22 protein-coding genes and 1 tRNA gene are annotated in these 26,116 nt (G+C 69.0%); 7 read left to right on the plus strand and 16 right to left on the minus strand.

Annotation, left to right across the window (positions count from 1 at the left end; genetic code table 11):
* Positions 1 to 35 precede the first annotated feature (35 nt).
* The gene (locus Q9Q40_01615; protein ID MDQ7005910.1) at positions 36 to 1,109 is read right to left on the minus strand and encodes a hypothetical protein; all 1,074 of its coding nucleotides are present in this window, start codon (positions 1,107 to 1,109) and stop codon (positions 36 to 38) included.
* Positions 1,110 to 1,140: 31 nt separating this feature from the next.
* Between Q9Q40_01615 and Q9Q40_01620 the strand changes: the two genes are divergently transcribed.
* Genes Q9Q40_01620 through pcnB form a run of 4 tightly spaced genes read left to right on the plus strand, consistent with a single transcriptional unit; the run spans position 1,141 to position 5,857 of the window.
* The gene (locus tag Q9Q40_01620) at positions 1,141 to 1,899 is read left to right on the plus strand and encodes a succinate dehydrogenase (GenBank protein MDQ7005911.1); all 759 of its coding nucleotides are present in this window, start codon (positions 1,141 to 1,143) and stop codon (positions 1,897 to 1,899) included.
* Entirely contained in the window at positions 1,896 to 3,716 is a 1,821-nt protein-coding gene (sdhA, locus tag Q9Q40_01625) for a succinate dehydrogenase flavoprotein subunit (protein ID MDQ7005912.1), read from the plus strand. Before Q9Q40_01620 ends, sdhA begins: the two co-directional genes overlap by 4 nt.
* Before the next feature lie 15 nt (positions 3,717 to 3,731).
* Complete coding sequence (gene sdhB, locus Q9Q40_01630) at positions 3,732 to 4,487, plus strand: succinate dehydrogenase iron-sulfur subunit (protein MDQ7005913.1); 756 nt, start codon at positions 3,732 to 3,734, stop codon at positions 4,485 to 4,487.
* Positions 4,488 to 4,492: 5 nt separating this feature from the next.
* Positions 4,493 to 5,857, plus strand: coding sequence for a polynucleotide adenylyltransferase PcnB (gene pcnB / locus Q9Q40_01635; GenBank protein MDQ7005914.1), 1,365 nt, complete (start codon positions 4,493 to 4,495; stop codon positions 5,855 to 5,857).
* A 20-nt stretch (positions 5,858 to 5,877) separates the two neighbouring features.
* Here the strand turns inward: pcnB and Q9Q40_01640 are convergent, their stop codons facing one another.
* The 9 genes from Q9Q40_01640 to Q9Q40_01680 all read right to left on the minus strand — a co-directional run bounded on the left by Q9Q40_01640 (position 5,878) and on the right by Q9Q40_01680 (position 16,040).
* Positions 5,878 to 7,641: a hypothetical protein gene (locus tag Q9Q40_01640; protein MDQ7005915.1), complete on the minus strand. Its 1,764-nt coding sequence runs from the start codon at positions 7,639 to 7,641 to the stop codon at positions 5,878 to 5,880.
* 1 nt (position 7,642) lies between these two features.
* Positions 7,643 to 8,863 (minus strand): NrfD/PsrC family molybdoenzyme membrane anchor subunit, encoded by a 1,221-nt coding sequence (gene nrfD, locus Q9Q40_01645; GenBank protein ID MDQ7005916.1) that lies wholly within the window; start codon positions 8,861 to 8,863, stop codon positions 7,643 to 7,645.
* 39 nt (positions 8,864 to 8,902) lie between these two features.
* The gene (locus Q9Q40_01650; GenBank protein ID MDQ7005917.1) at positions 8,903 to 9,814 is read right to left on the minus strand and encodes a 4Fe-4S dicluster domain-containing protein; all 912 of its coding nucleotides are present in this window, start codon (positions 9,812 to 9,814) and stop codon (positions 8,903 to 8,905) included.
* On the minus strand, positions 9,807 to 10,505 hold the full coding sequence (locus Q9Q40_01655; GenBank protein ID MDQ7005918.1) for a cytochrome c3 family protein: 699 nt from the start codon (positions 10,503 to 10,505) through the stop codon (positions 9,807 to 9,809). Before Q9Q40_01655 ends, Q9Q40_01650 begins: the two co-directional genes overlap by 8 nt.
* Positions 10,506 to 10,675: 170 nt before the next feature.
* Positions 10,676 to 12,160, minus strand: a complete 1,485-nt coding sequence (locus tag Q9Q40_01660; protein ID MDQ7005919.1) for a leucyl aminopeptidase — start codon at positions 12,158 to 12,160, stop codon at positions 10,676 to 10,678.
* A gap of 67 nt (positions 12,161 to 12,227) precedes the next feature.
* The gene (gene dxs / locus Q9Q40_01665) at positions 12,228 to 14,210 is read right to left on the minus strand and encodes a 1-deoxy-D-xylulose-5-phosphate synthase (GenBank protein MDQ7005920.1); all 1,983 of its coding nucleotides are present in this window, start codon (positions 14,208 to 14,210) and stop codon (positions 12,228 to 12,230) included.
* Between the two features lie 46 nt (positions 14,211 to 14,256).
* Entirely contained in the window at positions 14,257 to 14,751 is a 495-nt protein-coding gene (locus tag Q9Q40_01670; protein ID MDQ7005921.1) for an NADH-quinone oxidoreductase subunit I, read from the minus strand.
* Between the two features lie 64 nt (positions 14,752 to 14,815).
* Positions 14,816 to 15,400 carry an AAA family ATPase gene (locus Q9Q40_01675; protein ID MDQ7005922.1) on the minus strand — a complete coding sequence of 195 codons (585 nt, stop codon included), beginning with the start codon at positions 15,398 to 15,400 and terminating at the stop codon, positions 14,816 to 14,818.
* Position 15,401: 1 nt separating this feature from the next.
* Positions 15,402 to 16,040 carry a hypothetical protein gene (locus Q9Q40_01680; protein ID MDQ7005923.1) on the minus strand — a complete coding sequence of 213 codons (639 nt, stop codon included), beginning with the start codon at positions 16,038 to 16,040 and terminating at the stop codon, positions 15,402 to 15,404.
* A gap of 160 nt (positions 16,041 to 16,200) precedes the next feature.
* Here Q9Q40_01680 and Q9Q40_01685 point away from each other — a divergent pair, with 160 nt between their 5' ends.
* Positions 16,201 to 16,656 carry a hypothetical protein gene (locus tag Q9Q40_01685; protein MDQ7005924.1) on the plus strand — a complete coding sequence of 152 codons (456 nt, stop codon included), beginning with the start codon at positions 16,201 to 16,203 and terminating at the stop codon, positions 16,654 to 16,656.
* Here the strand turns inward: Q9Q40_01685 and Q9Q40_01690 are convergent.
* From Q9Q40_01690 to Q9Q40_01710, 5 genes are all read right to left on the minus strand, one after another.
* Positions 16,643 to 17,680: a hypothetical protein gene (locus Q9Q40_01690; protein ID MDQ7005925.1), complete on the minus strand. Its 1,038-nt coding sequence runs from the start codon at positions 17,678 to 17,680 to the stop codon at positions 16,643 to 16,645. The two genes, Q9Q40_01685 and Q9Q40_01690, sit on opposite strands and share 14 nt — an antisense overlap.
* The gene (locus Q9Q40_01695; GenBank protein ID MDQ7005926.1) at positions 17,677 to 18,792 is read right to left on the minus strand and encodes a DUF3524 domain-containing protein; all 1,116 of its coding nucleotides are present in this window, start codon (positions 18,790 to 18,792) and stop codon (positions 17,677 to 17,679) included. Before Q9Q40_01695 ends, Q9Q40_01690 begins: the two co-directional genes overlap by 4 nt.
* On the minus strand, positions 18,789 to 21,533 hold the full coding sequence (locus tag Q9Q40_01700) for an insulinase family protein (GenBank protein MDQ7005927.1): 2,745 nt from the start codon (positions 21,531 to 21,533) through the stop codon (positions 18,789 to 18,791). Before Q9Q40_01700 ends, Q9Q40_01695 begins: the two co-directional genes overlap by 4 nt.
* An 80-nt stretch (positions 21,534 to 21,613) precedes the next feature.
* Positions 21,614 to 22,156 (minus strand): hypothetical protein, encoded by a 543-nt coding sequence (locus tag Q9Q40_01705; protein MDQ7005928.1) that lies wholly within the window; start codon positions 22,154 to 22,156, stop codon positions 21,614 to 21,616.
* Between the two features lie 109 nt (positions 22,157 to 22,265).
* A complete protein-coding gene (locus Q9Q40_01710; protein ID MDQ7005929.1) occupies positions 22,266 to 22,664 on the minus strand; it encodes a polymer-forming cytoskeletal protein in 399 nt (132 codons plus the stop codon).
* Between the two features lie 196 nt (positions 22,665 to 22,860).
* Between Q9Q40_01710 and Q9Q40_01715 the strand changes: the two genes are divergently transcribed.
* Positions 22,861 to 22,935, plus strand: a tRNA-Thr gene (locus Q9Q40_01715).
* 372 nt (positions 22,936 to 23,307) lie between these two features.
* Here Q9Q40_01715 and argS read toward each other — a convergent pair.
* Positions 23,308 to 25,068 (minus strand): arginine--tRNA ligase, encoded by a 1,761-nt coding sequence (gene argS, locus Q9Q40_01720; protein MDQ7005930.1) that lies wholly within the window; start codon positions 25,066 to 25,068, stop codon positions 23,308 to 23,310.
* Between the two features lie 123 nt (positions 25,069 to 25,191).
* On the opposite strand from argS, the gene Q9Q40_01725 reads away from it, so the two are divergent.
* On the plus strand, positions 25,192 to 26,115 hold the full coding sequence (locus tag Q9Q40_01725; GenBank protein MDQ7005931.1) for an RluA family pseudouridine synthase: 924 nt from the start codon (positions 25,192 to 25,194) through the stop codon (positions 26,113 to 26,115).
* Position 26,116: the final 1 nt, after the last annotated feature.

Raw genomic sequence — 26,116 nt, forward strand, 5'->3', positions numbered from 1 at the left:
GGGTGGAGGCCCGATGAGACGAAAAGGAGTGGAATCTAGGAGCCCGCTCCCCCGCCGTCAACCGCAGCCTCCGCGGCAGGCGGATCGGGGGGCAGATCCGGCACCTCGCCGAAGGCCCCCGGAGGCCTGCGGGAGAACGCCGTCAGGCGCAGCGTGATCGCCCCGCGGAGTTTGGGGGCGTGTCCGCTGATCTTCAGCAGCGCCCCCGAGCCCTCCTCGACCCACAACTGCAGGGGGCCTTCCATGTCGAAGAGCGTGCGCCCACCCTGTCGGGCGGGAGCCAGGTCCACCCGGCGCACCCGCAAGGCGTAGCGGCGGCTGCGGCCGGCGTCCTCGTCGCGCAGGCGCCAGCGCTCCCGGACGGAGGCCTCCGCGCGGTAGACGACTTCCACGGGCCCGCGACGGGTGAGGAGGAAGATGCGGCCGGTGCTTCCGGCGGCGGCCGTGGCCAGGCGGCCCAGCAGCCCGTAGGGATCGATGGCCGGCACCCGCTCCCAGGCCCCGGCCAGGGGGAACACGCGGCGGCGATCGAGGGTCCAGGCGCCCGTCTCGACCGAAGCACGCCGGCTGAAGCGGCTGACGACCAGCCGGTCCCCCACCAGGCGCCCCCGGCGCAGGCGACCCCTGCCGTCCCGCTCGACCCACTCGATCAGCCGGCCGTCCACCCGGGCCCGGCTGACCACATGGTGGCGGCTGAGGTCGTGCCCCAGAACCCGGGCGGTGGACACCACGCGAACCTCTGCGACGGGGCCCGGGTCGGCCTCTCCCGCCGCCGGGGCCTGACGCCGCTCGATCACCGACCGGCCCCGGGCCACGAGGAACTTGCGCCCTTCGATGGTCAGCCGGGTCCAGCCCTCCAGAAGGGGGGCCGCGGGGGCGGAATCCGGCGCCTCGGCGGCGGCGGCCGGCGCGGTCGGCCCGACGGCACCGAGGAGAAAAAGAACCCAGAGGAAAAAAAGCCTCGGAGTGCCTGTATTCAGACGCGCGTAAATGGTAAGTTTCTCCTCCTTACCCAGGGCTTCGCCCGTTCCGCCGCGCGGCGGCCTCCAGGGGGATTCCCGCTGGCTCCCACGGCCCTCGCGATCCCAGGCTGTAAGGAAACAGTTCATTCAACGCCATTCCTCATGGAGGTCTACACCCATGGCCCTCACGGAGCGCCAGTATTTTGCGCTTCGCCGGTTGCACAGCCTGAGCGGCGTGTTTCCCATCGGCGTCTTCCTGGCGGAGCATTTCTTCACCAACTCGTTCGCCCTCCACGGAGCGGAGAGTTACAACGCGAAGGTAGAGTTCCTCACCTCCCTGCCCTACCTCTACCTGATCGAAGGACTGGGCATCTTTCTCCCGATTCTCTTTCACCTTGTCGTCGGGGTGATCATCTTCCGGGAAGCTCGTTTCAACAACCGTACCCTGGGTTACCGGCAGAATGCCATGTTCGCGCTCCAGCGCATCAGTGGCGTGGTGCTGATCTTCTTCATCGGCTACCACCTGGCGGCGACCCGCTTCGGTCACTACTTCGGTTACGACACCAGTGATCTTTTCGCCTTGATGAGCGATAAGCTGCAGAACCCCTTCATCCTCGCCTTCTACGTGATCGGGGTCTGCTCGGCGTCCTTCCACCTGGGCAACGGTCTGTGGGGCTTCGCCATTCACTGGGGCCTGCTGCGCGGCCGTCAAGCCCAGAAGCGCTGGTCCTGGGCGGCACTGGCGGTCGCCCTGGCGCTGGCCGTGACGGGCCTCAACTCGCTGCTGGCCTTCCGGCCACTGGGCCTCGAGCCGATTCTCATCTTCGACAAGAGCGAGTCCCACGTGCACGCTGCGGCCACGCCGGCGGCGGATTCCGAGGTCCTCGAGATCCACGAACTCCACGACCGCGGCGTCGAGGGAGGTGAGCACCCATGAGCAACAAGCCCCGCATCATCGTCGTCGGTGGCGGCCTGGCCGGCCTGATGACCGTCATCAAGATCGCCGAACGCGGTTGCCCCGTCGATCTCTTCTCGATCGTTCCGGTCAAGCGTTCCCACTCCGTATGCGCCCAGGGTGGCATCAATGCCGCCGTGAACATCATGGGCGAGGACGACTCGCCGGAGATCCACTACTACGACACCGTCAAGGGCGGCGATTTCCTGGCCCACCAGCCCCTGTGCCGCGGGATGGCCTACGACGCCCCCGCGATCATCTACCTGCTGGACCGGATGGGTGTCCCCTTCTCCCGCACGGCGGAGGGCAACCTGGACTTCCGCCGCTTCGGCGGCACGCTGCACCACCGCACGGCCTTTGCCGGCGCTTCCACCGGCCAGCAGTTGCTCTACGCCCTCGACGAACAGGTCCGGCGTTTTGAAGCCCAGGGACTGGTCACCAAGTACGAAGGCTTCGAGTTCCTCGCACCGGTTCTGGAGAGCCCGGAGGGACCCTGCCGCGGCATCGTCGCGATGGACCTGAGAACGATGAAGGTGCAGGCCTTCCGCTCCGACGCGGTGGTGATGGCGACCGGCGGCCCGGGCCTGGTCTACGGCCGGAGCACGAACTCGATGATCAACACCGGTTCGGCGGCCGCCGGTTGCTACCGCGCCGGGGTGCGTTACGCCAACGGTGAGTTCATCCAGATCCATCCGACGGCGATTCCCGGTGAAGACAAGATGCGGCTGATGAGTGAATCGGCCCGAGGTGAAGGCGGCCGCGTGTGGGTGCCGAAGAAGAAAGGCGACACCCGACCACCGTCCGAGATCCCCGAAAGCGAGCGCTGGTACTTCCTCGAAGAAAAGTACCCCCGCTTCGGCAACCTGGTGCCGCGGGACATCGGTGCGCGGGAGATCTACCACGTCTGCGTCGACCTGGGCATGGGCCTCGACGGCGAGCAGAAGGTCTACCTCGACCTGACCCACAAGAGCCGCGAGTTCCTCGACCGTCGCCTGGGGGCGATTCTCGAGATCTACGAGCAGTTCGTCGGCGACGACCCGCGCACGGTGCCGATGAAGATCTTTCCCGCCGTACACTACTCGATGGGTGGCTTGTGGGTCGACTACGAGCCCACCGCCGACGGGATGATCGACAAGAGCTCGCCGAAGAACCACATGACGAACATTCCCGGCCTCTACGCCGCCGGCGAATGCGAGTACCAGTACCACGGCGCCAATCGCCTGGGGGCCAACGCCCTGCTCTCGTGCATCTACGCCGGCACCCTGGCCGGCCCGTCTTCGGTGATCTTCGCCGAGAACCTCGACCGCCTCGCCACCGATCTGGACGCTGGACTCTACGACCGCAGCGTCAGCCAGTGGGAGAAACACTTCGATGAGATCGCCCGCATGGACGGCCCCGAAAACCCGCACAAGTTGCACCGGGAGCTGGGCGACACGATGATCGCCAACGTGACCATCGTGCGGGAGAACGACAAGCTGCGGCAGACCGACGCCAAGATCCAGGAACTGATGGAGCGCTGGAAGAAGATCGGCGTCACCGACACTTCCAGCTGGGCGAATCCCGAGATTCCCTTTGTCCACCAGCTCTGGAACATGCTGGAGCTGGCCCGGGTGATCACCCTCGGTGCGCTCCAGCGGGACGAGTCGCGAGGAGCCCACTACAAACCCGAGTTCCCCGAACGTGATGACGAGAACTGGCTCAAGAGCACCATCGCCACCTGGTCGCCGGAGGGACCGGTGCTTTCCTACGAGCCGGTCGACACTTCGATTTCCAAGCCCGTGGCCCGCCACTACGACTGATCGGGAGACCCAGCGATGCGCAGCGAAATCGTTTTTCGTATCCGCCGGCAGGACGGCCCCCAGGAGCCGAGCTACGTCCAGGAGTTCCGCCTCGACTACAGGCCCAACCTGAACATCATCGCCTGCCTCCAGGAAATCGCCCGCAACCCCGTCGACGCCGCCGGCAAGGCCACGGCACCGCCGGTCTGGGACTGCTCCTGCCTCGAAGAAGTGTGCGGCGCCTGTACGATGCTGGTCAACGGCGTTCCCCGGCAGTCGTGTTCGACACTGATCGACTCCCTGCCGGACGGGCCGATCGAACTGGCCCCGCTGAGCAAGTTTCCGGTCATTCGCGACCTGATGGTGGATCGCAAGCCGATGTTCGACGCCCTCAAGCAGATTCACGGCTGGATTCCCATCGACGGCACCCACGACCTCGGTCCCGGTCCGCGCCGGCCGCCGGAGGAAGCAAGTCTTTCCTACGTTTTCAGTCGCTGCATGACCTGCGGCTGCTGCATGGAAGCCTGCCCCAACTACGATGGCAAGGACCCCTCCCAGTTCATCGGCCCCGCTCCGCTCGGCCAGACCCACTACTTCAACACCAACCCCATCGGGGCGATGAACGCCGGGGAGCGTCTCGACGCCGTGATGGGCCGCAACGGCCTGACCGGCTGCGGGAACGCCCAGAATTGCGTGGAGGTCTGTCCCAAGGACATCCCGCTGACCGACGCCATCGCCGAGCTCAATCGCCAGGCCAACAAGCACTGGCTGACCAGCCTCTTCGGGAGATAGAACCCTTGCCGACATCGCAACCCACTCCCGCCTATCTCCAGGCCCTGCTCGGCCGGGAACCGGCGCCCCCGTCTTCCGAACCGCCGCCCGCTCCGGAAGCATCCTTCAAGGAGGTTCCGCGCACCTTCGACGAGGAGTGCCTCGACGACGACGCCCTGCGCGTGATCCGGCGACTGACCGAAGCGGGCCATGAGGCCTACATGGTGGGGGGCAGCGTACGGGACTTGATCTTCGGGCTCCGCCCGAAGGATTTCGACGTGGCCACATCGGCCCAGCCGCTGCAAGTCAAGAAACTGTTCCGCAACTGCCGCATCATCGGCAGGCGTTTTCGACTGGCCCACGTCTTTTTCCGTGACAAGATCATCGAGGTCGCCACCTTCCGCTCGGGCAACCACTCCGGCGAAGGCCAGGAGAACGGCGAGCTGTTGATCCGCGACGACAACGTCTTCGGCACTGCCGAAGAAGACGCCCGGCGCCGGGATTTTACGATCAATGCGCTGCTCTACGACGTCCAGCGCCGGGTGATTCTCGACCACGTGGGCGGCACCGAAGACGCCGCCGCGCGGCTGGTACGCAGCATCGGCGATCCCGACGTCAGGCTGCGCGAAGACCCGATCCGCATGCTCCGCGCCATCCGTCTCTCCACACGACTCGGTTGCCGGATCGACCCCGCCACCGAACAGGCCATTCGCCGTCATGCGGGAGAGATCCTCAACGCCGCGGCTCCCCGCATTCACGAGGACCTGCTCCGGATGTTCTCCGGCGGCGCCATGGCCCCGGCCTTCGACGCGCTGATGACCCATGGCCTGCTCGAAGTCATTCTTCCTGAACTCCACCAGCACCTCGCCCGCTCCGCCCGGGAAGGTCGCCTCGAAGAAGTCGAGGCCCTGCGCCGCAGCCTGCGGGTCGCCGATGCCTGGACCCAGGCTGGTCGCGCTCTTTCCCCGGCCGTGCGATTGGCGATCCTCCTGGCCCCCGTGCTGCTCACGCCCCTGCACGACGCCGGCAGCCGTGATGCCACCACGGCGGTCACCGAGGCCCTGCGTCCGATCGGCCAGCGCCTGGCGATCAGCCGGCGGGAGGCCGAGCGGATCCGCCAGGTCGTGCTGGCCCTCGGGCGATTCTCGCCGCGAAACAAGCGCCGCCGCTTTTCCGTCACGGCCTTCGTCAAGCGCGCCTATTTCCCCGACGCCCTCGACTTCTTCGAACTCCAGGCGCGGGCCACCGGCGACCTCGAACCCGAGGCCGTACGCTGGAGAAGCCGTTTCCAGGAGGTTTTCCCCCAAGGCCCCCCACCACCACGCAAGCGGGCTCCGCGGCGTCGGCGCCGCAGCCGCGAGCACGGCGAGAAGGGCGCGCGAACCTTCTGACACCCTTTCTCGACGGGCCGCTAGGCGTCCCCGGCCGACTCCTCGCCGGCGCCCTTGAGCCTGAGGGAGGTGAGGATCAGCGCACCACCGAGGGCGACCAGGGAAAGCACCGAGGCCAGGGTCGAGCCGGCCCGCAAATCCACCAGCAGCAGGCGCACAGCGCCAAGCCCCAGGGTCGGGTAGACCAGCCAGCGGGCCTCGCCCAGCCGCCGACTGCGGGACAGTTCGGCCAGCATGGTCGCCACCACCGACAGGGCCATGGTGGACAGGGCGATGCCCAGGGGACGATCGCCGGCGGCCGGTGACCAGGACCGGGACACCGCGGCCACCAGCAGGCCGCCGCCGGAGTAGGCGGCAATGGCGATCAGAAGCACTTTGGGCACGCGGGAGAAGCGCCCCCAGGTGCGCCCGTGCCAGGCCACCCGCATCCACGTACAGGCGGCGCAAACCAGCCACACCGCGCCCATCAGGCCCGTCACCTTCCCTCCCGACGAGCCCGTCCAGGCATGCCACGCCAGGCTCCACAGTCCGGAAGCCATCACCGCGCCCCCACAAAAAAACGCGGCGTGAAAACTCAGCGTGGCGCGGGAGAAACGGGCCCCCAGCCAGGCGGTCAGAAGGGCGACCAGCGAGAAGCTCAACGCGACCATCTCCCGCGAAAAGAGCACGGGCAACGCGGCACCGGCAAACGCCAGGGCCAGAAAGCTGAAGAAAATGAAATGCTGCCGGCCCTCGATCCGTCGGTCGGCGAAGAAAAACGACAAGGCATAGAGGGCCAGGGCGGCCGTCAGCGCGAACGAACCCACTCCCGCATGCCAGGATCCCAGTTGCCGGCAAACGCCCACCGCGCCGCCGAGGCCGATCAGAGTCGCCATCCAGGCCTGGAGCATCTCGCCGGCCCTCATCTTGCCCCCGCTGCGTATCGCCCGCAGCGCCCCGGGCACGACGTAGATCACCACCAGGGCCACCAATCCGGCGACAAGGGCACCGGGGGGAACCACGTCGGCGGCCCGCTCGGCATCGGTGAAGAGAAAAGCGGCCGTCACGAACCCGAAGAGAAGATCGACGACGCCGGCGACGCCTCCCGCCAGCACGCGCCAGCCCCGGCGCAGTGCCTGCAGATCGGCTGCCAGGCCGACGGCCAGGGCGAAGGCGAGAGTCATCTCCCACCCCCCCGCACCGAAAGCGATGGCCGCCTGTACCACCAATCCGCCGAACAGGCCCGCCGCCGCCAGCATCACCAACCCGTGCCGATCGGCGATGTAGACCGCCATCGCCGAAAAGAAGCTCAGAACGACCAGGCCATGGAGCGGTGAGAAGACCCGGAAGTCGACCGTCGCCTCCCAGACCAGGGGCAGGGTGATGGCCGCGGCCATCAGCCCGTGAGCCGCGGCACTCAGCCTGCGCCCCCCGGCTCCCGCCAGGTCGGCAGCCACCAGCCAGACCAGGGCATAGATGCAGGCCAGGCCCACACCGAGTCCCTGGCGCAGCAGGTCGTTTTCGGTCAGCGCCCTGAGAACGAAGGCTCCCGAAAGAACGATCAGGGAGCGACCGACCAACGGCGCCCAGGGCTCGACCCGAGAGCCGGGTGACGCCTTGGCCGCAGGTGGTTCGGTGACGGCAGGAGGTTGCGCCTCCGGGGCCGGTTCCTTTGCGGGCATACCGTCGGCACGCTGGCGCAGGCGGGCAAGATCGGTCGCAAGTTCCTCGATTCGCTGTTCGAGCCTTGCGATCTCTTCCCTCAATCCAGGATCCGCGCCCGCGGCCGGCCGGCCCGAATTCACTTCAGGCCTCCTCGCCCGCGTAGGTTCTGTGGATCATGGGAATCGCCGCCTTGCACAGCAGGGTGAAGACCAGGAAACCCACGGCGAAGATCCCGGCCCCGACTCTCAGCTCCGTGATGGTCGGCGCGTACTCGTAGATCTCTCCGAGGGTGTCCGGCGTCATACCGGGAATGACCAGGGCCATGCCCTTCTCGATGTAGACGCCGGTGTAGATCAGCAAGCAGCCGATCACCAAGGTCACCTCGTTGCGCCGCGTCGAGGGCACGAGGAAGAGCAGGAACGCCACCACCGAGCAGAAAAGCGAGGCCCAGGCAAAGGGTACGAGCGTGGTGTGGTCGCCCAGGCCCGTGTAGAGGTAGCGGGTGTGCACCAGGTGCTCGGTGCGGGAATAGAACTCCTTGAACAGCTCGGCTCCCGCCAGGAAGAGATTGATGAACATGGCGTAAGCCATCAGCTCGGCGATCTTCCAGATCGCCTCGTCCCGGATGTGGATCCGGGACACCCGCCGCAGAATCAGGAAAAGAATGATCAACACCGCCGGGCCCGAGCAGAAGGCCGAGGCGATGAATCGCGGAGCGAGAATCGAGGCGTTCCAGAACGGTCGTGCCGCCATTCCGTTGTAGACGAAGGCCGTGACGGTGTGAATACTGATCGCCGCCGGAATCGAAACCAGCAGCAGCGGGACCACGAAACGCTGATTGACCTCCTCCTTGTGAAACGCCTTGTAGAGCATGTAGCCGACGATCACCGCGTTGAGCAGCAGGTAGGCGTTGAGCACCAGCACGTCCCAGCCCAGCAGCGAGGACGGCACGTTGAGCGTTCCGATGCCCGGAATCAGGTGCCAGAACCGCTCAGGACGACCAATGTCCACGGTCACGAAAAGCAGGCACATCACGATCGCGGAGATCGCCAGCAGCTCGCCGAAAATTGCGATCTCCTTGATCGGCTTCCAGTGGTAGACGTAGGCCGGAATGACCAGCAACACGGCGGCGGCGGCCACACCCACGAGGAAGGTGAAGTTGCCGATGTAGAACGCCCAGGACACCTGGTCCCGCATGTGGGTCACGATCAGGCCCACGCGAAGCTGGTCCAGATAGGCCAGCACACCACTGATCAGCAGCAGCCCCAGAAAGCCCAGCCACAGGTAGTAGGTGGTCCCACCCCTGAGGGACATCCGCAGGATGCCGAACATGAATTCCCAGATCTTGCGCAACCTTTCCATCACGGCTCCGTCCAGGCCGGCCCCGACACCGGGCAGGCGTCAAGTGGCATAGAAGTAATAGAACTTCGGCCGGGTGGCGAGTTCTTCCTTGAGCACGAAGACCCGCTTCTCGCGCATCAGGTAGCGGATCTCGCTCTCTTCGTCGAGCAGGTTGCCGAACTTTCGGGCGCCCACCGGGCAGATCTCACAACAGGCGGGATAACGCCCCTCCCGTGTCCGCTGGATGCAAAAAGTGCACTTCTCCACGACCCCCCGCATACGCGGACGATTGCCGAGATAGTGCATGTCGGGATTGATCGCCTCGGCATCGATCTCGGGATCGGCCCAGTTGAAGTGCCGGGCGCCATAGGGACAGGCCGACATGCAGCAGCGGCAGCCGATGCACCAGTCGTAGTCGATGACAACGATACCGTCAGGCTCTTGCCAGGTGGCCCGGACCGGACAGGCCCGGGTGCAGGGCGAATTGCGGCACTGCTGACAGGCCACGGGAACGTAGAAGTAGTCTTCCTCGGGCACTTCCTCCGGGTTGTAGTAGGCGGTGGAGTGCACCAGGTCGATGCCCTCCTCCTTCTTCATTTGCAGTACCCGGATCCAGTGCACCTGGGGGTGTCGTGAGTTGTTGTTCTCCTTGACGCAAGCATAGACACAACGCCGGCAACCCACACAACGGGAAAGATCGAGGCCGTAACCGAAGACCACTCCTTCGAGGGCCTTGGTCGCCTTGACGTCCACTTCGCGGCCGTAGCGTTCCTCGCAGTCTCTCCGGACTTCGTCGAGGCGCCGCTGAACCTGCTGTGGAGTCAGTTCGACGAAACGGCGCGCCAGGAGCTTCTCGACGAAACCCGGCTTCGATCCCGCCACGGCGGCCGAAACCGCCGCCATGCTGGTCAGTCCGGCGGCGGTGAGAAACGCCCGGCGGCTGGTCGGAGAAGTGCGATCGGATTCACTCATCGTGGGTGCTCCCCTCGGCGGACCGCCCCAAATCCGAAGCGAGATAGGAGGGATGGATCGGCGGCGGCAACGGCTTGATCGGCGCGGGCCGCGGCGAGTGCGGGTTGTGACAGTGGGCACAGAGCAGGTAGCTCTTGGCGCCGTTCCAATACCCCCTGCGACGACCATGAATGCCCTGTTTCCAGTCCCGGAAGATCGTGCCGTGACACTGCCCGCAGAGTTCGTAGGATTCCTCGAAAGTCACGGTGCGGCCGGAGCTCAACCGCAGCACGTCCCGCTGCTCGGGATTGTGGCAATCGAAGCACCAGCGATCCCGGGGACCGTGGTTGAGCTGGATCTCCTCGTGAAAGCCGAGTTCGCGTCGCGTCGCATCGTAGTCCCCCTCCTCGTGACAACTCGAGCAGGGGAAGATGTCGGGATCCGAAAACGGCGGCGGCGGCAGGGTGTAGGGCGCGCTGGACTCCCCGGTCAACCCCGGCAGCGGCTCGAAATCGAAGTCGACACCGGTGACGTCCTCGGGGCCGTAGGCCCGATCGGGCATCATCTGGGAATGCCCCGGTACGTCTTCGCTGGCGACGATGGATATCAGGCTGATCAGGGCGATGCCCGCAAAAAAGACCAGCAGCACCACCAGCGACGAACTTTCCGGTAAACGGAGCTGGGGCTCGGACTCAGGGGGTGATCGATCCACTTTCGGACCTCCTACCGGCCTTGTCGCGATCAGTCAGGTTTCAGCAAAGCGCCGGCGAAAGAAACTTAGCAGATAGCTAGCCCCCGATAATTAACGAACCCCGAGGGTACGCTTAATCGCCCTCCGGAAAGTTCACCGGAGGGCGATTCAAGATATTGTTTTTCTATGAGTTAGAGACTAAGCCCGGAGAGCAGCGCCAGAAGGGTGGGCACCCCCGCACCGGTCCCGCCCTCTCCCCAGAACGGATCCTGCTTTTCCAGGAAGGCCGGGCCGGCGATGTCCAGATGCAACCAAGGCGTCTGCCCGACGAACTGTTCGAGGAACAAGGCGGCCGTAATCGACCCACCCCAGCGGCTGCCGGTGTTGCGACAGTCGGCGATCGGCGACCGGAGCTGCTCGAAATAGTCCCCGATCATGGGCAGCGGCCACATCAGCTCACCGGCCCGCTGCGCGGCGGCGAGGAGCTGTTTGCGAAGATCCTCGTCGCGGCCGAACACCGCCGAGCAGTGTTCTCCCAAAGCCACGACACAGGCCCCCGTCAAGGTCGCCAGGTCGATCATCAGGTCGGGCTTGATCGTGGTGCCGGCGTAATCGAGGATGTCGGCCAGCACCAGCCGGCCCTCGGCGTCCGTGTTGTTGATCTCGACCGTCTTGCCCGAGCGGGTGCGCAAAACATCCCCCGGTTTGTACGCCTTGCCCGACACCAGGTTCTCGACCAGGCCGACGACACCGTGGACTTCCACCGGCAGATTCAACCGGGAAGCCGCATGGATCGCGCCGATCACGGCCGCCGATCCGGCCATGTCGCATTTCATGGTCTCGATGTGACCCGTGGTCTTGATGTTGTACCCCCCGGAATCGAAGGTCACACCCTTGCCCACCAGCGCGACCTTCTTCCGGGGCCGGGCCGGGCGCCAGACCAGGTGCACCACCCTGGGCGGCACCTCGCTGCCGACGGCCACCTGCAACAGCGCCCCCATCGACAGCTTTTCGATCTGAGCGCGTCCGAAGACCCTCACCTGAACCTTCTTCGAGCGGAAGTGTTGGCGAATCCGGCCCGCGTAGGTCACCGGATCCAGGGTGCCGGCCGGCTCGTTGACCAGGTCGCGGGCCAGCGCCACGCCTTCACCGAGAGCCACGGCGGCCGCCAGGGTCTTCTTCGCCGCTGCCGCGTGCCTCCCGGCGGCGACGATCACGCGCCGTGCCGGCGGCGCGTTGTCGGGCTTGCTGCGGTAGCGGTCGAAAGTGTAGCTGCCGAGCAACAAGCCCTCGAACAAGGCCCGGCAGCGCTCCCCGACGTCGCGCAGCCTGCCGCCGGGCCCGGGAAGGCCGACTCCCACCGACCGGGCCTTGCACGCGCGGGCGGCCCGGACCGCCGCCGCCGCGGCACGATGCAGGCGCCGCGTATCGAGTTCGTCCTTCGCGCCGAGTCCGGCAACGATCAGCAGGCGGCGACCCGACGCGATATCGATCTCCACCGCCGCCGTCTTGCCACTGCCCGCCGAAAAACCGCGCCGGGCGAGAGACTCTTCGAGCTGCCGACCGGCCTTGCCCGACAAGAGTTTGCGCGCGGCCTGGCCCTCGAAAAGAAAAAGCAGATCGACGTCGGTCTGCAGGTCGAACCATTCCCGCGGCGACACCTGTACTTTCGTCATCCTCCGTACTCCCTCCCGTTTTCCAGGCACCCCAGCGTCAGCCTGGGCTCGTGATCCGCAACCCCCCTCAGTGATCCCACTCCAGCCGGCGGGTCACGGCATCGAGCACGGAAGCCTCGTCGATCCCCGCTTCCGCGAGCAGGCGCGGACGGGATCCGTGCCCGATGAATCGATCGGGGATCGCTCGCGGCAGCAGTTTGCCGGCAAGCCCCAAGCCATGTTCCACGTCAGCCTCGAGCAAAGCCGAGGTGAACCCGCCACGAATCGTATTCTCTTCCAGCGAGACGACGACCCGCGCCGCTCCCACGTATCGGCGCAGCATGTCCACGTCGAGCGGCTTGATGAAGCGGGCGTTGAGCACGGTGGCACCGACGCCTCGCTCGACCAGGGTGCGGGCGACGCCCTGGGCGATGGGCACCAGGCTGCCCACCGCGGCGAAGACCACCTCGCCACCCGTTTCCTCGAGCACCTCCCAGCTTCCGAGGGGCAGCACACGTGGGGCCCGGCGCCGGGGCCCCGGCGCCGCTCCCCGCGGATAGCGCAGCGCGAAGGGGCGCTCGTTCTGGGCGAGAGCCGTTTCGAGCATGTCCGCGAGTTCGTCGCCATCACGGGGCGCGGCCACCACCAGTGACGGCACCAGGCGAAGATAGGACAGGTCGAAGGCTCCGTGATGGGTCGGTCCGTCCGCCCCCACCAGCCCGGCCCGATCGAGGGCGAAGACCACGGGAAGGCCCTGGAGGGCCACGTCGTGGATCATGTGATCGAAGGCCCGCTGGAGGAAGGTGGAATAGATCGCACAGACCGGCCGCAGCCCCTGGCTCGCCAGGCCGGCGGCGAAAGTCACCCCGTGGCCCTCGGCGATGCCCACGTCGAAGTAGCGCTCCGGATAGGCCTGGCCGAAGCGGTCGAGGCCGGTACCGGTAGGCATCGCCGCGGTGATGGCGACCACGTCCTCCCGCCGGCCGGCGAGATCGACCAGGGCCTCGGCGAAAATGCTGGTGTAACTCGGCGGCGAAGCCTCGGGAGGCGGCGGCGCCGTCACGGCCGCAGCCTTGGGCTTGTCCCCGGTGGCCGGATCGAAGGGACTGACCCCGTGCCACTTGCAGGGGTCCGCCTCGGCAGGCGCGTAACCCTTGCCCTTGTGGGTCAGGGCATGGAGCAACACGGGCCCGAGATGGGATTCCCGAATCCGGCGCAGCACATCGACCAGTTCTTCCAAGTCGTGGCCGTCGATGGGCCCCAGGTAGGTGAAGCCCAGGGCCTGGAACAGCGCCCCCGGCACGAGCGCGCCCTTGAGACCCTGCTCGAGACGACGGGCGAACTCGCCGGCGGCCGGTCCGACCCGTGGGATCTTCTGCAACACCGAGTGGATCTCGCCCTTCATCCGCCGGTAGTAAGGATGGGTCGTCAGCGAGGTCAGATAGTGGGCCACCGCGCCGACATTGGGCGAGATGGACATGGCGTTGTCGTTGAGGACGATCAGCAGGTTGCTGCCCAGGGCGCCCGCGTTGTTCAGGGCTTCGAAGGCCAGCCCGCCGGTCATCGCGCCGTCGCCGATCACCGCGGCCACGTGGCGGTCGGTCTCACCCCGCAGATCCCGCGCCGCCGCCATGCCCAGCGCCGCCGAGGGCGCCGTCGAAGCGTGCCCGGCGCCAAAGGAATCGTACTCGCTCTCGCTGCGCTTGAGGAAGCCCGACAGGCCGTCGTCCTGGCGAATGGTGTGCAACCGCGCCCGCCGGCCGGTCAGCAACTTGTGGGCGTAGGCCTGGTGTCCCACGTCCCAGACGATCAGGTCCCGGGGCGTCTGGTAGACGTAATGCAGGGCCAGGGTGAGTTCCACGACCCCCAGGCTGGGCGCGAAGTGGCCCCCCTTCTCGGAGGCCACCTGAACCAGGAACGAGCGAATCTGGCGGGCCAGCTCTTCGAGATCGCGGATCTCGAGGCCGCGCAGGTCGGCCGGCGTGTCGATCTGATCGAGACGCACACCGGCCGCCGGATTCCCCTCGGCTTCGGGGCGCGCTTTCATGCCGTCATCGAGGACGTGCTCCATCTCGTCTGCCCCTCGTGGAGAAAAGACCGGAAGCGGGAAGGCGGGCTTACTTCGAGGCCCACTTGCGAATACCACCGGCTCGAACACCGCCGAGTTCGAGCAGCTTCTCCTTGGGCAGAACAGCCTCCTCGCGGGAAGCCACGACGAAAGTCGCCACGTCGCTCATGAAGATCGCCTCTTCCGGACAGGCCTCTTCACACAGGCCGCAATAGATGCAGCGCAGCATGTTCAGATCGAAGCGGTCGGGGTATTTTTCGACGTTGCTGTCGGGATACTCCCCGGGCACGATCTTGATCGCCTCGGGCGGGCAGACGAATTCGCACAGTTGGCAGGCCACACACTTGAGGCGGCCGTCCTCGTCCTTGACCAGCGCGGGAATGCCCCGGTAGCCGTCGGGCAGGGGAGTCGGCACCTCCGGGTACTGGCGGGTGACGTTGTGCCGGGGATCGAGTGCGTGCCGGATGGTGGTGCCCATCCCTCGCAGCACCTCGGGAAGGTACATCTTTTCCAACAAGTTGAGTTCTTTGCGGGCTACCTTCACGCCTCTTCTCCCGTGGGCCCCAGCGGGCCGGTCCTCTTGCAGGTCCTCGAGGGGAAGGCCGATTCTAGGCGCTGGCTCCGGGCCGCGTCAATCCTGGCCCCGCCTCCGGCAGCCCTCCCCAGGCGGCCAAAACCTGTTCCACCTTACCCCTAAGTTGCTCCAGGCTGCCATCGTTGGAGATCAGCGTGTCCGCTTCGGCCAGTGCCCGCCGAACCTGCTGGGCCGTGGGAGAGGCGGTGTTCTCGAGAGCCTCCTGGCGGCGGAAGCTCTCCAGGTCGGCGGCATCCCCCGCCCGGCCCCGCTCCATCGCCCGCTTCCAGCGCAGTTCCACGGGGGCGTCGATACCCAGCAGGCGAAAATCCTCCCGTCGCCGCAGGACGGCGATTTCGGCGGGCGAACGGATGGAATCGACCACGCCGCGCCGCCCGAGACGGGGAAGGATCCTCTCGGCCAGGACGCCGGGCCCCTCGGCGGCGCGAAGTTCCTGCCCGACGGCGATCAGGTGCTCGCGCTCAGGCGGCAGCCCCCGCCGGGCCGCCTCTTCGCGGACCACGTCGGAGAGGGAGACGACGGGAAAGCCGAGGCGGGCGAGATGCGCCGCCGCCTCACCCTTCCCGGAGGCGTTGGGACCGACCAGGCCGATGATCAACTCAGAACTTTCCGTTGTTGGTGACCGTCTTGTTCTTGCCGCGCGGGAGCCGCGGAGCGAGCCGGGGAACGATGCCCGGCTCCTTGACGGGGGACCGGGTCCGTCGCGTCCCCACGGCAGGCAAGGTGCCCGCACCACCGGAGGGAGTTCCACCGCCGGCACTGGCGACGGTGCGCCGCGCCTCGGGAGCGAGGACGCTCAGCGGCTGGGGGCGCGCGGAGGCGTCCTCGTTGGCCCCCCAGCCGGAGCCCCGGAAGGAGAAACCCACCGAGTTGAGTTCGCGCCCCTTCACCTTACGCGCCACGCCGGAGAGCCCCGCGGAGAGGTGACCGGCACGAACCTGGCTGCGGCGGTAGGCCATGGTTTCCCGGGCCGAGGGGCCGCGACCTCCGAAGCCGTTGGTGGGGCGGGCGTAGCGCTGGAACTCCCCCTCCTCCTGGACGGCCACCAGGGCCTTGGGAAATCCCACCTCGCTGCCGTCTTCCAGGGTCAGGTAGATGAAATCGCCTTCGACACGGGAGGAGAGCACCACGATCGTGTGGCCGTTCTTGAAGCGGATCCGCTCGGTCGCAGCCGCCCAGGGCAGGGACACGGCCCCGGCCAGAACGAGGGCGGCCATCACCTTCCAGCTTCTCTTCATGGCAGTTCTCCACCGGGTGGGCCGCCGGGCACAGCCCGCAACCCTCCCCATTTCTTACCGCGGAACGCGGGCCCGCGCCACGGGCAATGGCCCCGGGGGCGGGCTCCGGCCCCCGATGTTACCCTGCACGTGCTGTCCATCATGCCATGGGAGGTTCCCGATGAAGAGCTGGCTGCTGGTCCTGGGTCTGGTTGTTGCGGTGTGCGCCCCGCAGGCGGCGCCCGGCTCCCGCAAGAAGACCGCTCCCACCATGGGCATCCGCGTCGAACAGCGGCCCGCCGCCGCCACGGTGGGCGAGCCGGCCACGGTGCAGGTGCATGTCACCCCTCCCGACGGGATCCGCCTCAATCGTTACCCCGGCATCACACTCGAGATCGACAAGGCCGACGCCCTGGATCTCTCGACCCGGAAGGCCTTCGTGGGCAGCACCAAGCCGATCAACGATGTGAGCAAGTTCGGCTTCGAGACCATCGACCCGCTGGTGCTCGAATTCGTCCCCAAGGCCCCGGGAGAGCACGTGCTGGAAGGCACCTTGAAGTACTTCTACTGCGTGAAGAAAAGCGGCTACTGCGCCCCGGGGCAGCAGCGGGTGCGGCTGCCGGTCAAGGCCCGCTGACCCGCAGCCCCGTCCGCCGCAGGCCCACCGGCGCGGGCCGGCCTCCCGCCCGCCGGACGGCCTCGGCCACCGGCTCCCGCCGGGAGGGCTCCACCAGCAGCACCAGGTAACCGCCCCCCCCGGCCCCGCAAACCTTCTCCCCCCAGGATCCCGCCCGGCGCGCCGCGGCGACGATCGCCTCCAGCCGGGGGGTGTAGACCTGCCCGGACCAGCTTCGCCGCGCCGCGGCGTCGGCCCGCATGGCCCGCCCCAGGGCCCGCCAATCGCCCCGAACCAGCGCCTCGGCGGCTCTGCGGGCGGCCCGGGCCACCCGCTCGAGGGCCCGCCGGGCGGGTCCTTCCCCGTCGAGGCGACGACGGATCATGTCCCAGTTGGAGGGCGCCGACGAACGCCCGCAGCCTCCATCCACCAGCAGGAGGTGACGGGCCAGCCGGTCCACGACCCGGGGCTCCACGCGGTGCAGCCGCGACCCTCCCGGCCGATGTTCGAGGACGATCACCCCGCCATGGAGGGCCGCCAGGTGATCCTGGACGCCGGTGGGAATGCCCAGCACCTGGGCCTCCACGTCGGCCACCAGGCGCACCAGTTCCCGGCGCGGCCCCCGCCGGCCGGCCAGGGCCGTCAGGGCGGCGGCCGCCGCCAGCCCCAGGGCCGAGGAGGTGCCCAGCCCGGAGCCGGCCGCCACCGGCGAACAGGTCTCGAGGTGAACGCCGCCGGGACTCAGATCCCGCGCCAGGCGCTCGAGCAGCTCGAGGGGCCCCCGGCGGAGAGGAGGCCAGGGCCGGGTCAACCGCCTTCGGCGGCCCAGGTCCAGGGATCTCAGTTCCAGCTCGCCGGCCCGGCGCGGCGAACGGGCCCGCGCCTCCACCACCAGGTCGAGGGTCACCGCCACCGTCAGGGCCGGCGGGTGCAGCAGGCCCATCGGCCAGATGTCGAGGGTGCCGCCGGCCAGGTCCGCCCGCAGACCGGCTCGGGCGACGAAACCCGCGGCCCGCGGGCGCGGGGATGGACGGCGGGCGCTCACGACGCCTCCTGTCCGACCCAGCGGTCGAGGGCGGCTGCCCGGCGGGCCCAGTCGTGGCGGCGGGCGCAGAGCATCACCCGGCGCCTCAGCCCGGCGAAGAGGGCGGGCCGGGCCAGCCAGCGACCGAGGCGGGCCGCCAGCTCCCGGTCGGTCCCATAGAGCAGGGCGTCGCGCAGGGAGGGGGTCAACAACTCGGGGTAGGACAGCCGGCGGGGAAAGAGGGGCACGGCTCCGGCGGCCATGGCCTCCACCGCCGCGTAGCCGAAGTTCTCCTGCCCGGCGGTGGAAACAGCGATGTCCGCCCGGCCCAGCCAAGCGGCGTACTCCCGCCGGGAGCGGGCGGGCCCGTCACGCAAGATGCGATCGCCGAGCCTCTCGCGGATCAGCGCGAGGGCGGCGATCTCGACCTGAACCACGGGCCCCAACAGGACCAGCCGGAAATCGAGCCCCTTGTCGGCCAGGCGCAACAGGACGCGGGCGAAGGCCCCGGGGCGCTTGTCGCCGTCCCAGCGGTGGTTCCAGGCGATCACCGGCGGGCTGCCCACCGGCCGTGACGCGGGAGCGGGAAAGACGCCGAGGTCCACCCCCGGCGGCAGGATACGCGAGGCCCGCAGGCGTCGGAGCAGGCCGCGGGGGCGGGGGGGCGGGATCTGCTCGAGGTAATCGCGGGTGGCCGCCAGCGCGGCGTCCCGGTGGGAACGGGAGTTCCAGGCCAGGGCGTCGGCGGCCAGCCAGGAAGCCAGGTGGGCCCCGGCGAAGGAGCGGTCGAGAGGCTCACCGGGGGGACGGGGGTAGGTCAACTGGTTTTCGTGCATGTAGAGCAGGAAGGCGGGTGGTCGGCGGCGGCGGTCGAGGCCCGACAGGGCCCGCAGGTGGGCCAGGTCCACCAGGCTGGTGGCCACCACCGCCCGGGGGGGTGGATCGAGAGCCCCCAGGCGTGGAGCGAGGGCCAGCGCCCCTGCACGCAGGCGCCACTTCCAGCGCTCGGCGGGCAGGCCCAGGCGCCGCCAGCGGTGGCGGCTGCGGGCCAGCCAGCCCTCGGCGAAGGCCTCGTGGGAGCCGCCCGCGAAGCTCTCCACGAAGACCGCGTCGATGGACCGCGTGACGCTCACGGGGCGACGACGAAAAGCATCCGGTCCGGGTCGAGGTACTTCCTCGCCGCGGCGCGCACCTGCTCGGCACCAACGGCGGCGAAGTCGGCACCCGCCACGTCGAGGGTCGAGCTGGGGCCTTCGAAAAGCCGCCGGCCCAGGCGGTAGGCCCGGGAAGCGGCGGACAGCCCCCGCAGCATCGCCGACAAGCGCCGGCGGGCGGCCAGCCGCTCGAGCCGCTCGGGGTCGACGAGCCCGGTGCGCAGTTCGGCGATCAACTCGTCGAGCAGGGCGCGCACCTGCTCCTGGTTCTCCGGCCGGGTACCCACCGACGCACTGAGCAGCCAGCCGCCACCGGGAACCACCCGCACCCCGGCGCCCAGGCGGTAGGCCAGCCCCAGTTCCTCGCGAATCCGGGCCACCATCCGGTCGGACAGGGCGTCGAGGGCGGTGAGCAGGGCAGCCCGGTCGGCGGGCTCCACGTCGGCCAGCCGCGCCGCGATCACGCTGACCTGGGGAGCGTCACCGGGTTCGATGATCTCCCCGCCCCCATGGGCCCTGGGAGTGGGATAGGGGCCGCGCACGGGTTCGGCATCGGCGCCGCCGGAGAAATAGTCGCGTACCATGGCCAGGGTCTCACCGGCCGGCACCGGGGAGGCCACGGTGAGCACCAGGTGCCGGGGAGCGAAGTAACCTCCGGGCCAGCGGCCCCAGAAGGCGCGCAGATCCTCGGCGGTGGGCACGGGGTCGTCAGGTCGTCCCGCCAGGGGCCGCGCGAGGGGGTGGTCCGCACCGAAGAGGGCGGCGCGCAGGCGGGCCACCGCACCGCCGCCGCCCCGGGCCTCCGACTTGCGGGCGGCGCGCAGTCCCTGGAGGGCACTCGACCAGCCCGCCGCATCCCACGAGGGTTCGCGAATCATTTCCGCCAGCACGGCGAGCCCTTCCTCGAGAGAGGCGGCGGGTCCCTCCAGACGCACGTAGGAGAAGTCGGGCACGTTATAGCGATTGTCGAAGGGGATCATCGGGTTGTCGGCGGTCTTGACGTCGATGCCCGCGCGCTCGAGGCGGTGGGCGAGTTCCTTGGAGCCGGCCAGCAAGGTCCCGCCATCCAGCAGGCGATGGAGCAGATCGGTGGTGCCCGGGGGCACGTTCTTCTCACGGAACCCCCGGTCGGCCACCAGCAGGTGGATGCCGAAGACGTCGTTGCCCGTCTCGGGCAGGATGCCCACTTCGAGGCCGTTGGGCAGAACGGTGACCCGGCTGCCGAGGGGACCTTCCGCCAGTTCGGCCGCGGCCCGGGGGGGCGGCGGGGCCAGCGGAGCCGGCAGAGGCCCGGCCTCGGCGGGACCGCCCTCCCCGACCCAGGCCGCCCGGGCGCGGTGGGGCAGATCGGCCAGCAGGGCACCCACGGCAGCGCGCACCTGGGCCGGCGTCACCGGAGGCGGGTCGAGGGCCGCGGCCAGGGAGCCGGCGGCGGAAGCCAGGTCGGCGCCGTAGAAGACCGCGGCATAGTGCAGGCGCTGCCCGGTCAGCGCGCGTTCGGCGGCCCAGGCCCGTTGAAGACGCATCACGTCGACGTCTTCGGGCCCGGAAGCCGCGGCCTCGAGGGCACCGAGGAGGCGGGCGAGCAGATCGGCGGGATCGACCCCTTTCCTGGCCCGCAGGTCGATGTCCACCAGGTCACGGGGCCGGCCCGGCTGACGGCCGCAAGCGACGGACTCGGCCAGATCGGGAACCAGCACCGAGGCCAGCGGGCCATCGTCGGCCCCAAGCCAGCGGGTGGCGATCTCGAGGGCGGAGGGACCGACCGGATCGGGAGGCGGAGCGAGCAGGCTCAGGGTCAGGCGGCCGCCTTCCTCCATGGCCGGCGGAGGGCCGCCACCGTGGCCCATGGGACCGCCCTCCCCCGGGGCTCCGGTGGCGCCCTCCGGCTTGGGCCGGGCCTGCCACTGGCCCCAGCCGGGCCAACTCGCGGGGTCGGTACGGGCCGGCGGCGCGGGGGCCGCGGCCAGCGCTTCGAAACGCCGGGCCAGGGCTTCGAGTTCGCCACGGGGCAGATCGCCGCTGACCAGCACGCGCATGGCGGCCGGGACGTAGTGCTGCTTCCAGTAGGCCAGCACCTCGTCCCGGGGTGTGGAGGTCACCGACTCGGGGTAGCCCGCGACGGGATGCTCGAGGGGGGTACCCTGCCAGAGGGCTTGCCGCAGGGTCTCTTCCACGAGGGTGGAGGGGCGGGAGTGGTCCTTGGCCAGTTCCTCGAGGATGACCTTCTTTTCCTTCTCGTAGACCTCCGGACGCAAGGTGGAGCGGGTCAGCATGCCCACGAGCAGGCCTGCGGCCCGGGCGGCGTTTTCCCGGGGCACGAGCACGAAGAAGACGGTGGTCTGCTCCCGCGTGAAGGCGTTGACGTAGGCCGAAATCCTTTCGAAGGACTCGGTGACGCCGCGCTCGTCGAGATCGTCGAAACCATCGAAGAGCAGGTGCTCGAGGTAGTGAGACGAACCCTCGCGACCCGGGGCCTCGTCCTGGGAACCGGCGGCCACCGCCACGGCGACCAGCACGGTCCCCGAACCAGGCTTGGGCCAGACCACGGCCCGGGCGCCGTTGTCGAAGACCAGGTCCCGGGGACCGCCGGTGGCGGCCGCGGCAGCCGCCGGCAGGGCCAGCAGGAGAAGCATGAGGGAGACGAGCGGCACGAGGCCGACCCGCGTGGAGGCCGCGGATCGACGCACCCGGGCGGAGACGATGGATGGATTGATCATCCGCGGATTTTATCCGAGCCGCGGGGACAGGGTGAACTCTTCCGTGGAGATTCTGGGCCGAGCGGTGTTGGGGGCGGCCCTCAGGGGTGCCGGGGAGGGCCCGAGTCGTCCGCGGCGGGGGACGCCGGAGAGGCGGCGCGAACGCGAAAGGTCTCGATCATGCCCGCCAGCCACTCCGGGGGGGCGTCGCCGTGGCAGATGGCGGGCAGACTGACGAGGCGCGGGGGTTCACCGGTGAGAACCAGCACCACCCGGCGCCGACCGGTGACGCGCTCGACGCCGACCCGCGCGATCCGTTCCCAGCCGAGCCGCCAGGCCTCGCCCAGCCCATCGTCGACGGTCAGGCCCTCGTCGTCGAGCACCAGCGGCGGACGGCCGGCGGCGGCGCGCCGGTACTCCAGCAGCGCCGCCAGCCCGAAAAGGCTGGCCCCCGCGATGCCGAGCCCCACACCCGGCACCGAATCGGCCAACGCCGCCCGGGCACCGGCCCAGCACAGCACGAGCGCCGCGACCAGGGCCGCGAGAGCCTTGAAGCGGTGCATGCCCGCCTGGCAGGGGGTTTCGAAATGCAGGGCCGGCGCCCTGGAGGCCGCGGATCCCGCCGCATGAGGAAGGGTGGACATGGGGCGAATATAGGCTTCGCCGGGCGCTTCGCACACCGTCGACCGCCGGATCCGCGGAGGGCATGCTGCACGTGCGGGAGCAAGCGGGACCGCAGGGCGGCGACGTTCCTCAGCGTCGACGTTCACGGAAGCGGTGGACCCCGCCGTCGGTCGCCCGCACCCGCCCCTGCAGGTAGGCCCCCTCCGCCACCGCCACCCGCGGGCCGAGGATGTTGCCCCGCACCCGTCCGGAATGCCGCAACTCGCAATGTTCGGTAGCCGTGATGTCGCCGTCGACCGCGCCTTCGATCAACACCGCGCCGCCCTCGATGGGGCCATTGACCACCGCCCCGGCCAGCACGTGCACCATCGCCGGTGTGCGAACCGAGCCATCCACGCGCCCCCCGATGATCACCACGTCTTCGGCGAGGATCTCCCCCTCGAAGCGGAACCCGCGTCCCACCACCGTGGCCTTCTCCGACCACTGCCGGTCGGGAGGATAGTCGTCACCGAATCGTCGTCGCGCCATGCCCCGAGTCTAACCCTTCCCGCACGGGCCCTCCCCCCCACCCCGAGGCTTCGGCCTGTGGCATCGCCCCCTCCCAGGCGCTAGAATCCGCCCGGCCTGTTTCCGCCGACCCCGGCGCAGCCCAGGCAGCCCGCGGGCCGGGGCAGCCCAGTGCCAGGGTAGCAGTGCCAGAGTAGCTCAGTGAGAGTAGCTCAGTGCCAGAGTAGCTCAGTGGTAGAGCAGCTGATTCGTAATCAGCAGGTCGCGAGTTCGAACCTCGCCTCTGGCTCCAACATCCAGCGGCCACCCGACCGGCAACCCGCCGACAAGGCGAGCTCTCCAGCGCCTTTCCATGCCGCCGTCTCGTCCCGCGGCCTTCGATGGATCCATTCTTCTGTCGCCCCATCCCGACTTCTCGAATCATGCCTCGGGCCGTCATTTCTTTCGTTTCGACCGCGGCCCCACTGTCGGTAGACCTGTCGTGGAGGTTTCCATCGTGGAGGCCGGCGTCGTCGGCCTTGGATCCCGCCGCCGAGAAGGCGCCGGTGGTGGTCCGGGCCGGGTGGAAGGAACGACGGACAGCGGACGCGCGGCGGGGGGAGAGCAGCCCGCCCGGCCCGGCTACCGCCAGAGTCGGTGGGTTTCCGCTGCAAACGGGCGCCCGCTACATCCTCTCGGGCACCTCGATACCCACCAGCCCCAGCAGCAGCTCGAGTTGGCGCAGCGTGAGCCTGGCCAGTGAGAGACGGGCGCCACGCAAGGCGGGGTCCGGCTCGGGGAGGATCGGGCAGTTGTTGTAGAAGCGGCTGAACTCCTGGGCCAGGTCGTAGGCGAACTCGCACAGGGCGTTGGGAGCGCGGTCGGCCCGGGCCCGGCGGATCACCTCGGGAAGCATGAACAGCCGCAGCACCAGGCTGCGCTCGCTGTCACCCAGGCCGGCCGCCGCCACGGGGCCGGCCTCCAGCCCCCTCTCCGCAGCCTTGCGGAAGATGGACTGGATCCGCACGGCAGCATAGAGCAGGTACGGCCCGGTGCGTCCCTCGAAGCGCGTGAACTTCTCAAGGTCGAAGATGTAGTTGGACTCCCGGTCGTTGCTCAGGTCGGCGAACTTGAGCGCCGCCAGGCCCACCTTGCGTGCTACCTCCTCCCGCTCGGCGGGGTCGAGATCCCTGGCCAGCGCCCCTTCGTCGAGGCGGCGGCGGGCCTGTTCGGTGGCACTGGCGATCAATTCCGACAGACGCATCACACCCCCCTCCCGGGTCTTGAAGGGACGCCCGTCGGGGCCGTTGACCGTGCCGAACTTGATGTGCTCGAGATCCACGCCCGTCGCGATGCCGGTCTTGCGGGCGGCGCGGAAGACCTGCTCGAAGTGCAGCTCCTGGCGCTTGTCCACCACGTAGAGCATCTGGCTCGGGGCGAGCTTCTCCACCCGGTCCTCGATGGTGGCCAGGTCGGTGGCGCCATAGGTCACACCGCCATCGGCCTTGACCACGATCAACGGCGGGATCTCCCGACCCCCATCGTCGAGGTGGATCACCTCCGCTCCCTCGCTGGGAACCACGAAGCCCTCGGCACGCAATCGCTCGACCATCACGCCCAGCCGCTCGGCCACGGCGCTCTCTCCCAGCCACAGGTCGAAGTCCACGCCCAGGGCGCGGAAGTCCCGCTGGATCGCCGCCAGGGACACCTTCATGAACTGCTGCCACAAGGCCCGGTAGCCCGGCCGTCCCGCCTGGAGTTCGGCGGTGACCTGCCGGGCCCGAGCACGCGCCGCTTCGTCTTCCTTGCAGCGGGCCGCGGCCACCGGATACAGCTCGGCCAGATCGTCCACGCTGACCGGCGGCTCGCTGGGCCACGGGCCGGTAGCCTCGGCGTCGAAGTAGGGCAGATCCGGACGGCGGTCCTGCAACTCGCAGATCAGCATGCCGATGGGCAGACCCCAGTCACCCATGTGAATGTCCGAAACCACCTCGTCGCCAGCGAAGCGCAGCAACCGCTGCAGGCAATCGCCGACGATGCTCGAGCGCAGGTGACCGACATGCATCGCCTTGGCCACGTTGGGGCCACCGAAGTCGAGCACCACCTTCTGGGGATCGGGCACCCGGTCGCAACCGACCCGTTCATCGGCCAGAGCCGCGTCGGCCCGGCGCGCCAGTTCGTCGTCGGTGAGCTTGATATTGATGAAACCGGGCCCGGCCACCTGCACCTCGGCCAGCCCGGGAAGGCCTGTCAGGCGCTCGGCCACCTCCAGGGCGATCTCCCGCGGAGCACGCCGGGCCTGCCGGGCCGCCGCCATCGCACCGTTACACTGGAAGTGGGCCAGATCGCTGCGGCGGGAAACCTCCACCCGGCCGTAGGAGGCCTCGAGGCCGCCTTCAGCGAAGGCCTGGCCGACCATCTGGGACAGATGCTCGAGAATCGACATGGGTGCAACCTACCCTCCCGACAGCGGACCCGCTCAGCCCGGCGAAGCCCGCAAATTAGCACGAAGGCCGGCCGGGCACGACCGGCGGCGGCCACGGCGGGCCGGGTGGTTTATGGTGACCCCATGAAACACACCGTCCCCGAAGCGAACTCCGCCACCCTGACCGCCCTGGTCCGCACCTGGGCCGAGGTGTCCAACCGTAAGGCCCGGGAGCTGATCGAGGCCGGCGGCGTGCGCATCGGCGGCCGGGTCTGCCGCGATCCGGTCTCGCGTCCGCAAGGCGGTGCGGTGGTGGAAATCGCTGACGCCGCCCCGGCGGGTCCTCGGCCACGGCGGGCGATCACCGGGCCCGGCTTCCGGGTTCTGCACCAGGATCGCTCGCTGCTGGTGGTCGACAAGGCTCCCGGGGTGGTGGTGGTCCCCACCGGCAAAGAAGACCCCGACGACCTGCCCCTGGTGGCGCGGGTGGCGGCGGCGCTCAAGCTGGCCGGGCACCGGGGCGACCCCCTGTGGGTCATCCACCGCATCGATCGCAGCACCTCCGGCCTGGTGCTGATGGCCCGCAACGAGAAGGCCGCCGAGACCCTGCGAGAGCAGTTTCACCGGCGCGAACCCCGCCGCGAATACCTGGCCTGGGTCGCCGGTCATCCCGACCCGCCCTTCGCCCGCCTCGAGTGCTCCCTGGCGGAAGACCCCCACACCCACCGGGTGGAAGTCACCCCCTCACCCACCTTGGGCAGGCAGGCCGTGCTGGACTACGCGGTGCAGGCCACCAGCGACAGCCCCGATGGGCCGGCCGCCCGTGTGCTGGTCCACCTGGTCACGGGCCGCCGCAACCAGGTCCGGGCTCTCTTCTCTCACTTCGGCTGGCCCCTGTTGGGCGACGGCTGGTACGGCGGGCCGAAACAGGCCATCACCCGCACGGCCCTCCACGCCTGGCGGCTCGAAATCGTGCACCCGGAAACCCGGCAGAAGGAGCTCTTCACCGCCCCGCTGCCCGACGACCTCACCCGCCTCGATCGCCGCCTGCGCCTGCGCCAAGGCTGAC

This window comes from Acidobacteriota bacterium, from assembly GCA_030949985.1.
GTDB lineage: Bacteria > Acidobacteriota > Polarisedimenticolia > J045 > J045 > JALTMS01.